The 14,245-nt window shown below is 72.3% G+C and carries 9 protein-coding genes; 5 read left to right on the forward strand and 4 right to left on the reverse strand.

From position 1 onward, the window contains the following. Nucleotides 1-21 precede the first annotated feature (21 nt). Nucleotides 22-213, forward strand: a complete 192-nt coding sequence (locus tag H293_RS0128700; protein WP_020121271.1) for a hypothetical protein — start codon at nt 22-24, stop codon at nt 211-213. A gap of 104 nt (nt 214-317) precedes the next feature. Here the strand turns inward: H293_RS0128700 and H293_RS0128705 are convergent, their stop codons facing one another. From H293_RS0128705 to H293_RS0128725, 4 genes are all read right to left on the reverse strand, one after another. Further along, nucleotides 318-962: a hypothetical protein gene (locus H293_RS0128705; RefSeq protein ID WP_020121272.1), complete on the reverse strand. Its 645-nt coding sequence runs from the start codon at nt 960-962 to the stop codon at nt 318-320. A gap of 293 nt (nt 963-1,255) precedes the next feature. Beyond that, nucleotides 1,256-2,362, reverse strand: coding sequence for a peptide chain release factor 2 (gene prfB / locus H293_RS0128710; protein ID WP_020121273.1), 1,107 nt, complete (start codon nt 2,360-2,362; stop codon nt 1,256-1,258). A gap of 473 nt (nt 2,363-2,835) precedes the next feature. Then, entirely contained in the window at nt 2,836-4,092 is a 1,257-nt protein-coding gene (locus H293_RS0128720; RefSeq protein ID WP_020121275.1) for a serine/threonine-protein kinase, read from the reverse strand. A 105-nt stretch (nt 4,093-4,197) separates the two neighbouring features. Further along, nucleotides 4,198-5,916, reverse strand: a complete 1,719-nt coding sequence (locus H293_RS0128725) for a serine/threonine-protein kinase (RefSeq protein ID WP_028808277.1) — start codon at nt 5,914-5,916, stop codon at nt 4,198-4,200. 340 nt (nt 5,917-6,256) lie between these two features. Between H293_RS0128725 and H293_RS0128730 the strand changes: the two genes are divergently transcribed. The 4 genes from H293_RS0128730 to H293_RS0128745 all read left to right on the forward strand — a co-directional run bounded on the left by H293_RS0128730 (nt 6,257) and on the right by H293_RS0128745 (nt 14,119). Further along, nucleotides 6,257-10,282 carry an FHA domain-containing protein gene (locus H293_RS0128730; RefSeq protein ID WP_028808278.1) on the forward strand — a complete coding sequence of 1,342 codons (4,026 nt, stop codon included), beginning with the start codon at nt 6,257-6,259 and terminating at the stop codon, nt 10,280-10,282. A gap of 192 nt (nt 10,283-10,474) precedes the next feature. Then, the gene (locus H293_RS0128735; protein ID WP_020121278.1) at nt 10,475-11,866 is read left to right on the forward strand and encodes an ABC transporter substrate-binding protein; all 1,392 of its coding nucleotides are present in this window, start codon (nt 10,475-10,477) and stop codon (nt 11,864-11,866) included. 4 nt (nt 11,867-11,870) lie between these two features. Beyond that, the gene (locus tag H293_RS0128740) at nt 11,871-13,214 is read left to right on the forward strand and encodes a carbohydrate ABC transporter permease (protein ID WP_028808279.1); all 1,344 of its coding nucleotides are present in this window, start codon (nt 11,871-11,873) and stop codon (nt 13,212-13,214) included. Beyond that, the gene (locus H293_RS0128745) at nt 13,211-14,119 is read left to right on the forward strand and encodes a carbohydrate ABC transporter permease (protein WP_020121280.1); all 909 of its coding nucleotides are present in this window, start codon (nt 13,211-13,213) and stop codon (nt 14,117-14,119) included. The genes H293_RS0128740 and H293_RS0128745 overlap by 4 nt, the downstream gene beginning before the upstream one ends. Nucleotides 14,120-14,245 lie beyond the last annotated feature (126 nt).

Raw genomic sequence — 14,245 nt, forward strand, 5'->3', positions numbered from 1 at the left:
TTCGCAAGAAGGGTGACGCGCATGACGTACGACCGCCTGGTGTGCGCAAACTGCGCGGCACCCGTGAGCGAGGGCCGGTGCCATGTGTGCCGCGCGAACCGCGAGCGGCTGCAGCAGGAGAACCTCTTCGCGGGCCTGAACCCGACGGCTCTGATCGCGCTGCTCGCGGTGCTGATCGCAGCGGTGGCCCTGCTGGCGCACCAGACCGCGTAGGCGGCGGTCGAGGACATACGAAGGGCCCGGAGCGTGTCCGCTCCGGGCCCTTCGTCGTACAGCACGCGCACGCTAAGCGGGCGCGTGACTACCGGACGTCACCGTCAGGCGGCAGCGCCACCGCGGCCGCCGGCCAGGCGCGGCAGCAGACGGAAGCCGACACCGCCGGCGATCATCGTGGCGGCACCGATGACCAGGAAGGCGGTCTGGCCGGCGCCGGTCTCGGCGAGCTCCTGACCGTTGCTCTGGGCCGCCGTGTTGGACGTGGTGTCCGTGCCGGTCCCGGTGAGGGCCGAGGAGCCCTCTTCCTGGGTGGAGGCGTTGGAGCCGCCGTCGGGGTTGGTGTTGCTGTTGCCACCCCCGGCGTTGCCGTTCCCGTTCCCGTTCCCGTTGCCATTCCCGTTGCCGTTCCCGTTGCCCGGGTCGGTCGGGTCCTCGGTGGGCTCGGTGGGCTCCTCGGTCGGGTCCGTGGGCTCATCGGTGACCGGCGGCGTGGTCCCCGGGTCCGTCGGCACCTCGGTGCCGGGGTCCGTGGGGAGTTCGGTACCCGGGTCGGTCGGAATCTCCGTGCCCGGGTCGGTCGGGTCGTCGCCGAGGCCGGTGTCGACGTTCACGCCGACACCGCTCTCGCCCACGCTCACGCCGATCTCCAGCGCGGATGCAGCGCCGGCAGCGGTCAGCGAGGCACCGGCCGCGATCACGGCACCGGCGGCTATACGCGCGATCCGGATCCGCGTCTTCTTCGTCATGTGGTTGCTACCCCCAGTAGCTCATCGTCAATGAGGCGGCGCTCGGGGCCGTGATCGACGGGAGAAGGTAGCTGTGCTTCAAGTCCCCCGGTTCACATGCGCCCCAGAGATACGCATGCCACGCTTCACCCTTCCCATTTTTCAAAGCAACGTCAAGGCCGTTGCGGGCGCGATGTCCTGGTAAGCGCTCTTTGCCGGGGAAAGCGGTCTGTGAGTGTGATGTAAAACCCAGACATAAAGCAAACTGCCGCCCGATGGGCGGCAGTTGCGGTGCGACGGTCAAGTCGACAAAGTTACTTCTCCTGCTGCTTGCGCCAGCGAATTCCGGCCTCCAGGAAGCCGTCGATCTCGCCGTTGAACACAGCCTCGGGGTTGCCGACCTCGAAGTCGGTGCGCAGGTCCTTGACCATCTGGTACGGGTGCAGGACGTACGAACGCATCTGGTTGCCCCAGGAGTTGCCGCCGTCGCCCTTGAGGGCGTCCATCGCGGCCTGCTCCTCCTGGCGGCGCCGCTCCAGCAGCTTGGCCTGGAGGACGTTCATCGCGCTCGCCTTGTTCTGGATCTGCGAGCGTTCGTTCTGGCAGGAGACGACGATGCCGGTGGGGAGGTGGGTCAACCGCACCGCGGAGTCGGTGGTGTTGACGCCCTGACCGCCGGGACCGGACGACCGGTACACGTCCACGCGCAGCTCGGACTCGTCGATCTCGATGTGGTCGGTCTGCTCGACCACGGGCAGGATCTCCACCCCCGCGAAGGAGGTCTGCCGGCGTCCCTGGTTGTCGAAGGGCGAGATGCGCACGAGCCGGTGGGTGCCCTGCTCCACGGAGAGCGTGCCGTAGGCGTACGGGATCTGCACGGCGAAGGTGGTCGACTTGATGCCGGCCTCTTCGGCGTACGACGTCTCGTAGATCTCGGTCTTGTAGCCGTGCTGCTCCGCCCAGCGCAGGTACATCCGCTGGAGCTTCTCGGCGAAGTCGGCGGCGTCGACGCCACCGGCCTCGGCGCGGATGTTCACGAGCGCCTCGCGGGAGTCGTACTCACCGCTGAGCAGCGTACGGACCTCCATCTCGTCCAGCGCCTTCTTGACGGAGGTGAGCTCCGACTCGGCCTCGGCGAGGGTGTCCGGGTCGTCCTCCTCCTGGGCCATCTCGAACAGCACGGCGAGATCGTCGATCCGGCTGCGCAGCGCGTCGGCCTTCCTGACCTCGGCCTGGAGGTGGGACAGCTTGCTGGTGATCTTCTGCGCCTCGTCCGGGTTGTCCCACAGGGACGGCGCGGCCGCCTGCTCCTCGAGCACGGCGATGTCTGCCCTCAGCTTGTCGAGGTCCAGAACGGCCTCGATCGACTCCATGGTCGAGGAGAGGGACTTGAGCTCTTCGGATACATCGACGACTGCCACGCCCTCCAGCCTAACGTCTGTGGCAACCGACCTCGGTCGTCCCCCGGAGCACCGCCCCCTCAGGGGGAGGCCGGCGCCGAGCTCTTCGTGTCCTGCGGTGCCGCTCCCGCGTCGTCGCCCGAGGTGGCCACCCAGATCCCCGCACCCGCCGCGGCGACCAGCACCAGCCCCGCGAACAACCGACGTCCGTCGCCCCCGGACCACCACCCCTCAAGGAGAAACAGGCGCCGAATTCTTCGTGTCCTACGGCGACGCCCCCGCGTCGTCGCCCGAGGTGACCGCCCAGACCCCGCGCCCGCCGCCGCGACCAGCCCCACCAACAACCGACGTCGGTCGTCCCCCGTAGCGCCGCCCCCTCAGGGGAGGCAGACGCCGAATTCTCCATGCCCCACGACGACACCCCACACCCACCGCCCGCGACCAGCACCAACCCCGCCAACAACCGAAGCCCGCCGCCCGCGCACCGCCACCCCTCAAGGAGAAGCAGGCGCCGAATTCTTCGTGTCCTGCGGCGACGCCCCCGCGTCGTCGCCCGAGGTGACCGCCCAGATCCCCGCACCCGCCGCGGCGACCAGCACCAGCCCCGCGACCCCCACGACCAGTCTCCGCCGCCGCGTGGTCGCCCGGTGCCGCGCTGATCCCGGCCGCGGCGCCCCGGCGGGCCTCGGCACCCGGGCCGTCCCGCGTGCGCCTCCGGCCAGCTCGTCGGGGCCGGGCACCCTCATCGAGGTGTGCGTGTCCCGATTGGAGTCCGCGGGCTTCGCGCCCGGCACCAACGGCACCGCTCCCCGCCGCACCGGTCGCGCGGACGGTGCCGGCTCCCCGGAGGAGTCCGCGGCCGCGTCCTCCCCGCCCTGCTCGTCCTCCTGCTCCGCGTCCGGCTCGTCCACGTCCAGCGGGGGCATCCCGGCCAGCAAGGGCAGCAGTTCCCGCAGCCGCGTCCCCAGCTCGGACGCCCGCAACCGGGAGGCCGGCGCCTTCGCCAGGCACTGCACGATCAGCTGCCACAGCTCGTCGGGGATGCCCGGAAGCGGAACCACCGTCTCCGTGACGTGCCGTCGCAGCACCGCCCCGGGATGGCCGCCGCCGAACGGCGTGAACCCGGCCAGCAGCTCGTACAGGACGGTCGCGAGGGCATAGATGTCCACGGACGCCCGCGGCGGCAGTCCCTCGACGATCTCCGGTGCCAGATAGTCGGGCGTCCCGATGATCTTCGTGGCCCGGGTCCGGCGCGGCGAGTCGATGAGTTTCGCCACACCGAAGTCGGTCAGCAGCGCCGGATGCGCGCCCCCGGGGCCCAGCGGTCCCTGCATGTCCAGCAGGATGTTCTCCGGCTTCACGTCCCGGTGCACGACGCCCGCCGCGTGTGCCGCGGCCAGCCCGTCCGCGACGTCCGCCACGATCGCGGCCGCCGCCTCGGGGGCGAGCCGTTTCTCCCGGTCGAGCCTGGTGCGCAGATCGGTCCCCCGGACCAGGTCCATGACGAGCGCGAGGTCGTTGCCGTCGACGACGAGGTCGCGCACGGAGACCACGTGGGGGTGGTCCAGGCCGAGCAGGGCCGTGCGCTCCTGGACGAAGCGTCCGACGAGCTCCTGGTCGGACGCGAGGTCCTCGCGCAGCAGCTTCACGGCGACGGGCCCCTCGGGTCCCTCGCCCAGCCACACCGTGCCGGCGCTGCCCCGCCCCAGGATCTGGTTGGCGGTGTACCGGCTGCCGATCTTCCGTGCCAAGGCTGCTCCTACAGACGCGTGTTGCCGATAAAACTACGCGTCGGAAGAGGCAACCTTCACCGCGGAGAGGTAAATCACCCGCTGAGTGTCGACAAATCCCCAGAGTTACTGCTGCCCTGAGGACTTTCCGCCCAGGTCCCCGATCCAGCCGCTCACGGTGTCGATGATGTCCCCGATCTGCTGCCAGTAGCTCTTTCCGGTGCCGATCCACTCCTGGAGCGGGCTCAGCTCCCAGATCAGCCAGCTGGCGACGAACAGGATGACGATCGTGAACAGGCAGCCCTTGAGGCAGCCCAGACCCGGGATCTTCATCGGGTTGGCGCTGCGCTGCCGCGGCTGCCGGGGCTCGCGCGCGGGGCGCTCGGGCTGCGGCGGGGGCGCGTACCGCTGCGGCTGCTGTTGCTGCGGGGCGTATTGCTGGGGCTGCTGCTGCGGCTGACGGCCGTAACCGCCCTGCGGCGGGCGTTGCTGGGGCCGCTGCTGCCGCTGCGGCGGCTGCTGTTGCTGCGGCTGCTGTTGCTGCGGCCTGGCGACCTGCCGCTGGGGGCGGCGGCGCAGCGGGTCCTCGTTCGGGTCGAGGTACTGGACCTGCGTCTGTTCGTTGCGGTCACGGGCCGCGCGCAGCTGGTTCTGCCAGGGGTGCGGGTCCTCGGGCCCGCCGGGCTGCTGCCCCTGCTGCCCGTACTGCCCCGGCTGTCCGGGCGGCACCGGCGGCATGACGGCCGTCGGATCGGCCGCGCCGCGGTTCGGGAGTACGGCGGTGGGGTCGGCGGCGCCGACGGGGTTCCCGGCGCCGGTGTGCGGCAGGAAGCTGGTCGCGGCGTTCGGGTCGTAGGCGCCCGCGGCGCCGGCACCGTGCGGCAGCACCTGCGTCGGGTCGGCGGCGCCGGGCGTGTCCGGCACGGCCGCCGGGTCCGGGTCGGGCAGCAGGAGTGCGCCGACATTCTCCGCCGCGGCGATCTGCGCGGAGTTCGCGTGCACGCCGATGCCCTCGGCGACGACTCGCAGCCCGCGCGCGAGGTTCTCGGCGCTGGGGCGTCGCTCGGGGGTCTTGCTCAGACAGCGCTCTATGACCGTCCACAGCGGGTCGGGGACCGTGGAGGGGCGGCGCGGCTCGGCGCTCAGGTGCTGGTGCAGGACTTCGAGGGCGGAGCCGCCGGCGAACGGCGGACGGCCGGTGACCAGCTCGTACAGCAGGATGCCGGCGCCGTAGATATCGACGGCGGAGGTCTGCGGACGGCCCTCGGCGGACTCGGGCGCGACGTACGCGGGCGTGCCGACGAATTCCTGGGTGCGGGTCAGGCCCGGGGAGTCCGCGAGGCGGGCGATGCCGAAGTCGGTCAGCAGGGGGTGCATCTGGCCGCCGTACTGCCGCAGCAGCACGTTGGCGGGCTTGAGGTCGCGGTGGACCACGCCGTCGGCGTGGCTGGCGGCGAGCGCGTCGGCGATCTGGGCGGTGATCAGGGCGGCGCCGACGGGGCTGAAGGGGCCGTTCTCGCGCAGGTAGCGGTGCAGGTCAGGACCCTCGACGAGGTCCATGACCAGGGCGAGCAGATCACCTTCGACGACCAGGTCACGCACCCGCACGATGTTCGGATGGGTCAGCCGCAGCAGGACGGAGCGCTCGCGCAGGAACCGCATCACGATGTCCGGGTCGCTCGCGAGCTCCTCCTTGAGGACCTTGATCGCGACGGTCTCGCCGGGCTGTCCCGGTACGGCGGCCTCGGCGCCCGCGGTCTCCCGCTGGCGGGCTCGCCACACGGTCCCCGTGGCACCGCGTCCGAGCGGCTCCTCGAGGAAGTACTTGCTGCCTACCGGCCGCACGTCATGCACTCCCTGCTGCTTGCTGTCGTTCCGACCCACTTCCGACCCACTGTAGTGCCGCTCCTCCTGGCACCGCGTAAGCGTTCCCGAGCACGTTCGCAGGAAAGACGCTCCGTCCGGGGCTCCTGGTTGCCGGACGTTGACGTGACCGATCTCAAGTGATCGCCGGCGCTGCACTGGTCAGGCACTTTTGGGGGCAGAGCTGACCAATCAAGATCACTTGCCCTCGGGCGACGGGCGCGTTGTCAGTGGCAGGTGCGAGGATGCCTGCAGTACTGGCCGATGGTGCTCGTGCGGGGTGGGGAAGTCCGCGTCCGAGCAGAAGGGACCGCTGACGGCGATGCAGATCCGGCTGACCGTCGTAGACCCGCTGGGCCCGCCCGACCGGGCCCGGGGCCGCGCCGCGAGCTGCGACGTGCTGGTCACCGCTCCCGTCGGCACCGCACTGGCGGCGGTGGCCACGGCCCTCGCCTCGGCGGTCCCGGGGGACGGGGGGACCTCCCGCGCGGGCGAGACGGAGCGCGGCGGCGGTCCGGTCGTGCTGTACGCGGACGGTGAGCGGCTGGACGCCCAGCGCGCCACCCTGGGCGAGCCCCCGCTGATCGACGGTGCCGTGCTGTCCCTGGGCGCCCCGGCGGCACCCGAGCCCCACCCGGAGCTCGACGACGCCCCCACCCAGCTCCACGTGGTCGCCGGCCCCGACGCCGGCGGCGTCCATCTGCTGCACGGCGGCCAGATCCACATCGGCCGCTCCGCCGACGCCGACGTCCCCCTGGACGACCCCGACGTCTCCCGCCTGCACTGCGCGGTCACGGTCGCCCCCGACGGGCGCGTCTCCGTGGCCGACCTCGACTCCACCAACGGCACGACCCTGGACGGCACCCGCGTGGGCACCCGTCCGGTCCGGTTCCCTCCGGGGGCGCTCCTGAGGATCGGCGAGTCGGTCCTCCGGCTGTCGCCGAGCGGGGGGCGACGGCTCGGGACCGAACCGGACGGCGAGGGCCATGTGCGGGTGATCTCCGTCGAGGCCGGGGCCGTGCCGGGCGACGAGCGGGGGCGCGGAGGTACGGATGCCGCCGCCCGCGCCGGCCGGCCCGGGCCCGCACCGGGCGGGAGCCGGGCACACGGAGCGTCGGCACCGGCCGGTGAGCCGGGCGGCGGACGGCAGGGACGGCGCGTGTCCGCCACGGAATCGGACCCGGCCGGGTACCCGCCGGGCGCCATCCAGGGGCGCGGGACGACGGAAGCGGACCGCAGAGGTGACTCGGGCACGGTCCCCGGACAGGCCGAGCACACGCCACGCGCGCGGAGCAGGGTGTCGGCGGCGGCCGCGGGCGCCGGGTCCGGCAGGACCGCGTCGGCCTCGGCCGAGGGCCCGGCACGCGCGCGGGGCGGCGCCCGGGACAGCGGCGACACCTCGCCCCAGCCGCCCACCGACCGGACCCATCACGCCTACGGCTCCGGGAGCTGGGGCGCCTCGAACGGCGGCCCCGAATCCACCGGAACGCAGGGCCACCGCCCCACCGAGCCACCGGTCGTCGTGCCGGGCCAGGGCGGCGCACCCCGGATCGAGCGCCGGGACGACTTCGGCGGCGGCCGTCCGGACACCGACGGCAACCCCCGGGCCGGAGCCCTCTCCGACGCTCCCGGCGGCGGACGCGGCAGGGATTCCGGCGGCGACACCCACAGCGGCCGGTCCGGGCTCGGCTCCTTCGAAGTCACGCGCACGACCGCCGTCCCCTCCCCTCCGCCTGCCGACCGGGACCAGCCCTCCCCCGACTCCCCGGACGCCCCCGCTGCGGGCAACCGCAAGGGCACCCCCCTGCGCGGGACCGACGTACCGCAGGGCGTGCGGCGGCGCGGGGGGCTGTCCGCGTGGGCCCGGCGGCTGGCCGGGGGGCGGGGTGAACAAGAGGCGTCCGAGCGGGACGAGGCGTACGACGGGACGGCCGCGCCGGTCACCGCGGTGCCCTCGGCCGACACCCCCCAGGTTCCCGAGGTCTGGCCCGACCCGGCCGCCCTGCTGCTGACGGCACTGGGTCCCGGCGCGCGCCTGTGGGAGCGCGGGCCCGGGCATCCGGAGGCGCTCACCGTGCGGCTCGGCACCGCCGACCGGGCGGCCCCGGACGGCTCGGGGCTGCTGCCGGCCGTTCCGGTCACCGCGGATCTGCGCGAGGCCGGCGCCCTGGGCCTGGCCGGTCCCCGCGCCCGCCTGTCCGGGCTGGCCCGCGCGGTGGTGGCCCAGCTGGCCGCCCTGCACGCGCCCGAGACCCTGGAGATCGTCCTGATCAGCACGGACCGCTCCCGGTCCGCGCAGGAGCGCACGGCCGAGTGGTCCTGGCTGGGCTGGCTCCCCCATGTCCGCCCGGGGCACGGCCAGGACTGCCGCCTCCTCCTCGCCCACGACCGCGAACAGGCCGCGGCCCGCACCGACGAACTGCTGCGGCGTCTGGACGACCACCTGGCCGAAGCGGAGCTCGCCCCCGCTCGCAGGACCGTTCCGGCCGCCCGCTCCGCTGTCCCGCAGGACCGTCCCCGGGACACCGCCCGGCGGCCCTCCTGGGCCCGGGAGGACGCCGAGGACGAGACGAGCGGTGGCTTCCCGGGGCCGTACACCGTGGTCGTCGTGGACGGCGACCCCGGCGGCGCGGATCTACGCAAGGCCGTGGCGCGGCTGGCGGCTGAGGGCCCTCGGGCCGGCATCCACATCGTGTGCCTGGCCGAGACGGCCCCTGCCTCGCCCGCGTCCCCGGTGACGGACACGTACGAGGCGGCGTGCGCGGCGGCCCCGACCTTCCGCGAGTGCGGGGCGGTCGGTCTGCTCAGCGGGGACGTGGCGACCGCACTGCGGCTGATGCGAGTGGCCCGGACCGGGGTTCCCGCGGACGCGGGCGCCGAGGCCGACGGCACCGGCGCCTCCCGCAACCATCCCGGGCCCGGCCGTCCCGGCCCGGCGGAGACCCGTCACGCGGACGCGTCCCGCAGCGGCGCCAAGGCCCGTCCCGCCGGCCCGGGCCCGCGCACCGACGCCGACACCCTGCACCTCACCGCGGCCCCCACCCCCACCCCTGTCGGCCACGGCACGGTCGCCGCCGTGGACGCCGTCTCCGCGGCCTGGGCCGAGCGGTTCGCGCGGGCGCTGGCGCCGCTGCGGACGGACGGGACCGCCGGTGCGGGGCACGCGCGCGTCTCCTCGCCGTTGCCCCAGTCGGCGCGCCTGCTGGACGAGCTGGGGCTGGCCCGGGCCACCCCGCCGTCGCTGATGACCCGCTGGGCGGACGCGGCCGACGACCCGGAGTCGCTCGGCGGCCGGGCCTGGGCGGTGCTGGGGGCCGGACCCCGCGGCCCGGTCTGCGCCGACCTCGTGGCCGAGGGCCCGCATCTGCTGATCGAGGGCCCCGCGGGCAGCGGCCGTACGGAACTGCTGCGGGCGGTCGTCGCCTCACTGGCCGCGGCCGAGCGCCCCGACCGTCTCAGCGTCGTCCTGTTGGACGGCCGGGACAGTGTGGGCGTCAGCGGCCAGGGCGAGGGCCTGCGCGTGTGCACGGACGTGCCGCATGTGACCACCCACCTCACCGCCAACGACCCGGTCCGCATGCGGGAGTTCGCCCAGTCCCTGAGCGCCGAGCTGAAGCGGCGCGCCGAGTTGCTGGGCCGCGGCGACTTCGCGGAGTGGCACACCGGCCGGGAACTGTCGGGCCGCATGGTCGCCCAGCGCACGGCGTCCCCCCGCAACCCGACGGGCACCGCGGGACCTTCCGGCGACCAGGCCGCCGGCGACCTCGACTCGCCGCCGAGCTCCACGATCCGTCTGCGCCCCGGTGCGGCCCGCCGTCGCACCGACACGGCACCCCCGCTTCCCCGTCTGGTCGTGATCGTGGACGACCTGGACGCCCTGGTCTCCCCGCCCCTCGGCTCCCCGGGCAGGCCGGCCGCCGGCTCCGTCATACGCGCGCTGGAGGCGGTGTCCCGGGAGGGCGAGCGCCTGGGCGTCCACCTGGTGGCCGCGACCGGCCCGGGCGGCCGTACGGCCGAGTCGGAAGCGGCCCGCCGGGCCACTCTCCGCGTCGCCCTGGACACCCCGGCCACAGGACCGGACGAACCGGCTCCCGGCCGCGGCCGGCTGACCTGGCCCGACGGCCGGATCACGGCCTTCCAGGCGGGCCGGGTCACCGGCCGCATCCCCCGCACCGCGACCCTGCGCCCGACGGTCGTCCCGCTGGAATGGGACCGCATGGGTGACCCCCCGGCCCGCCGCCCGGTCCGGGAACTGGGCAATGGCCCGACGGATCTTGCCCTGCTGGCGAGTGCATTGGAACGGGCAGCGCGGGAAGTGGCAGCAGCAGAGGTCCCGTCACTGCTCTAGACGACGTCAAGGGGTCCCGGGGGCACCGCCCCCGGGCGACGCATGCCACAAGGCACCGGCACTGGTCACGACGCCATTACGATCACCCGCTTGACAGTGGACGCCCACTTGCCGACCTCGGCCCCCCGGCGTAGACCAGATCGCACGGGACAGCCCTCGAACGTTCGACGAGGAACGAAGAACGGGGTCGTGATGCGCAGCACCACCAGCACACAGCGGAAGCCGAAGTCAGCGAACACGGCTGCGAAATCGGCGGCCGCCGCTCTGGCGGCGGCCCTCGCCCTGTCGCTCACCGCATGCGGCGGAAACGACGACAAGAGCAGTGACACGGGCGCCACCGGCGGCAAGGAGACCGGCACCACGGTCACCCTCCCCAAACTGAACGGCCAGAGCCTGGAGGTCGCCGCCGTCTGGAGCGGTGAGGAACAGGCCAACTTCAAGAAGGTCCTTGCGGAGTTCGAGAAGCGCACCGGTGCCAAGGTGACCTTCGTGCCCGCCCAGGACCCGATCGTGAACTTCCTGGGCTCGAAGGTCGCGGGCGGACAGCCGCCGGACGTCGCGATGCTCCCGCAGCCCGGCGCGATCAAGCAGGCCGTGGACAAGAAGTGGGCCAAGCCCCTCGGCACGGAGGCCAAGGCGGAGCTCGCCAAGAACTACGCGCAGGGCTGGCAGGACATCGGCAAGGTCGGCGGCACCCAGTACGGCGTCTACTACAAGGCCGCCAACAAGTCGCTGATCTGGTACAACGCCAAGGTCTTCGAGAACGCGGGCGCCACCGAGCCGAAGACGTGGGACGAACTGCTCACCACGGCCCAGACGGTCTACGACTCGGGCGTGACCCCGTTCTCCGTGGGCGGCGCCGAGGGCTGGACCCTGACGGACTGGTTCGAGAACGTCTACCTCTCCCAGGCGGGCCCGGAGAAGTACGACCAGCTCGCCAAGCACGAGATCAAGTGGACGGACCCGTCCGTGAAGGACGCGCTGACCACGCTGGCCCAGGTGTGGGGCAAGAAGGACTATGTCGCGGGCGGCGCCAAGGGCGCGCTGCAGACCGACTTCCCGGCCTCGGTGACCCAGACCTTCACCGGCGGCGAACAGCCCAAGGCGGCGATGGTCTACGAGGGCGACTTCGCGCAGGTCAATATCCAGACCGCCAAGGCCAAGGTGGGCACGGACGCGAAGGTGTTCCCGTTCCCGAAGGTCGGCGACACCGCTCCCGTGGTCTCCGGCGGCGACGCGGCCGTGATCCTCAAGGACTCCAAGGGGGCGCAGGCACTGGCCACCTTCCTGGCCTCCCCGGACGCGGCGACGATCCAGGCCAAGCTGGGCGGCTATCTCTCGCCGAACAAGAGCGTGGACATCTCGTCGTACCCGAACCCGGTGCAGCAGAAGATCGCCAAGGCGCTGATCGGCTCGGGCGACGACTTCCGCTTCGACATGTCCGACCAGGCCCCGCAGGCCTTCGGCGGCACTCCGGGCAAGGGTGAGTGGAAGGCGCTCCAGGACTTCCTGTCCAATCCGAAGAACATCGCCGGCACGCAGGCGAAGCTGGAGGCCGACGCGGCGGCCGCCTACGGGAACTGACGCGATGACCTCGGCCACCGAGGCAGGGGTCCCACCGGCCCCTGCCTCCCCCAAGTCGCGCAAGAGCGTGACCGGCACGCGCAGGACCGTGGCAGCGATGTTCCTGCTGCCCGCCCTCGTGCTGCTGGGCGCGCTCGTGGTCTACCCGATCGGGTACTCGATCGTCCGGAGCTTCTACAACCAGTCCGGTGACGGATTCGCCGGAATCGACAACTACAAGGCCCTCTTCACCGACGACGGCATCCGCACGGCCCTGAAGAACAACATCATCTGGGTGGTCTTCGCGCCGACGATCGCCACCGCGCTCGGTCTGATCTTCGCGGTGCTGACCGAACGGATCCGCTGGGGCACGGCGTTCAAGCTGGTCGTCTTCATGCCGATGGCGATCTCCATGCTGGCGGCGGGCATCATCTTCCGGCTCGTCTACGACCAGGACCCGGACAAGGGGTTCGCGAACGCGGTGTGGGTGGGCGTGCACGACACGTTCGCGCAGTCCTCGGCGTTCCCGAAGGCCCACCCGGGCCGCAACTCGCCGCTGGTGGCCCAGAGCGGCGGTTTCATCACCAAGACCACGGTCCACACCGGCGGCACCATCACCCTGCCCCTGGTCGGTGTCGCCCCGGACCAGATGCCCAGTGACGCGAAGAAGGCCGTGGAGCCCCAGGCGGACCCGGGCCGGATCACCGGCACGACCTGGCAGGACTTCACCCGCGGCAAGGGCGTCGGCACGCTCGGCGGGGTCGACCCGACCGAACTCGGCTACCCCGGCATGAAGATCGAGGCGGTCAAGGACGGCAAGGTCGTCGAGACGGCGAAGGCCGGGGCCGACGGCACGTTCTCCTTCTCGGAGAAGGCCGACGGGGCGCAACTGCGGCTTCCGGCGAGCAACTTCAAGGAGGCCTACAACGGGCTCGACTGGCTCGGCCCGTCGCTGGTGACACCGGCGATCATCGGGTCGTACATCTGGATGTGGGCCGGTTTCGCGATGGTGCTGATCGCGGCCGGGCTCGCGGGCATCCCCCGGGAACTCCTGGAGGCAGCCCGGGTCGACGGCGCGAGCGAGTGGCAGGTCTTCCGCAGGGTCACGGTTCCCCTGCTGGCGCCCGTGCTCGCGGTCGTCACCGTGACCCTGATGATCAACGTCCTGAAGATCTTCGACCTGGTCTTCATCATCGCCCCGGGCTCCTCGCGGGACGACGCGAACGTCCTCGCGCTGGAGCTGTACCAGAAGGGCTTCGCCGAGGACCAGCCCGGCATCGCGAGCGCCATCTCGGTGTTCCTGCTGCTGCTGGTGATCCCGGTGATGTGGTTCAACATTCGTCGGCTCAGGCGGGAGGTACGGCGATGACCGCTCAGGCCGAAAGGCTCCCGGAGACGGCACCGGCGAACGGGGTGAAGGCGAAGCAGTCGCTGGGCTCACGGCTCGTCGAGCGCGTCAGCGGCGGCCTGATCAGCGTCCTCCTCGTGGTCGTCGGCCTGTTCTGGCTGGTGCCGACGATCGGGCTGCTGATCTCCTCGCTGCGCAGCCCGGAGGACCTGACGGCGAGCGGCTGGTGGAAGGTCTTCAGCGAGCCGTCCCAGCTCACCCTCGACAGCTACCAGAAGCTCCTGCAGAACAGCGACATCACGCACTCCATCGTCAACACCATCCTGATCACGGTCCCGGCGACGCTCCTGGTCATCGTCATCGGCGCGCTCGCGGGTTACGCGTTCGCGTGGATGGAGTTCCCGGGCCGCGACTGGTGGTTCATGGCCGTGGTCGGCCTGCTGGTGGTGCCGGTGCAGGTGGCGCTGATCCCGATCGCCGAACTCTTCGGCAAGATCGGCCTGTTCGGCAACATCTTCGGGGTGATCCTCTTCCATGTGGGCTTCGGTCTGCCGTTCGCGGTGTTCCTGCTGCGGAACTTCTTCGCGGAGATCCCCCGTGAACTCCTGGAGGCGGCACGGCTCGACGGCGCGGGTGAACTGCGCCTGTTCGTCAGGGTGGTGCTGCCGCTCGGCGGGCCCGCGATCGCGAGCCTGGGCATCTTCCAGTTCCTGTGGGTGTGGAACGACATGCTGATCGCGCTGGTGTTCACGGACGCCGACAGCCAGCCGATCACGGTCGCCCTGCAGACGCAGATGCGTGCCTTCGCCGACAACGTCGACGTCCTGGCACCGGGCGCGTTCATCTCGATGGTGATTCCGCTGATCGTGTTCTTCGCGTTCCAGCGGCAGTTCGTGTCCGGCGTGATGGCGGGCGCGGTCAAGTAGCGCGTGCGACAGCCGAATTGAGGGGCGGGCCGCCGTCGGCCCGCCCCTTCGCGTTCGCCCGAATGCCGTACGGAACGTAACCCCCTGCCGCCGTGGGGCGTTCCCGGGCAGAACGCCCGCGCCGAC

The sequence above is a fragment of the Streptomyces canus 299MFChir4.1 genome, from assembly GCF_000383615.1.
GTDB lineage: Bacteria > Actinomycetota > Actinomycetes > Streptomycetales > Streptomycetaceae > Streptomyces > Streptomyces canus_C.

Bases quoted from the DNA above. Each gene is read 5' to 3' on its own strand.
- H293_RS0128705 (WP_020121272.1), bottom strand. From the start codon at position 962: ATGACGAAGAAGACGCGGATCCGGATCGCGCGTATAGCCGCCGGTGCC.
- H293_RS0128745 (WP_020121280.1), top strand. From the start codon at position 13,211: ATGACCGCTCAGGCCGAAAGGCTCCCGGAGACGGCACCGGCGAACGGG.
- H293_RS0128700 (WP_020121271.1), top strand. From the start codon at position 22: ATGACGTACGACCGCCTGGTGTGCGCAAACTGCGCGGCACCCGTGAGC.
- H293_RS0128740 (WP_028808279.1), top strand. From the start codon at position 11,871: ATGACCTCGGCCACCGAGGCAGGGGTCCCACCGGCCCCTGCCTCCCCC.
- H293_RS0128735 (WP_020121278.1), top strand. From the start codon at position 10,475: ATGCGCAGCACCACCAGCACACAGCGGAAGCCGAAGTCAGCGAACACG.
- H293_RS0128730 (WP_028808278.1), top strand. From the start codon at position 6,257: ATGCAGATCCGGCTGACCGTCGTAGACCCGCTGGGCCCGCCCGACCGG.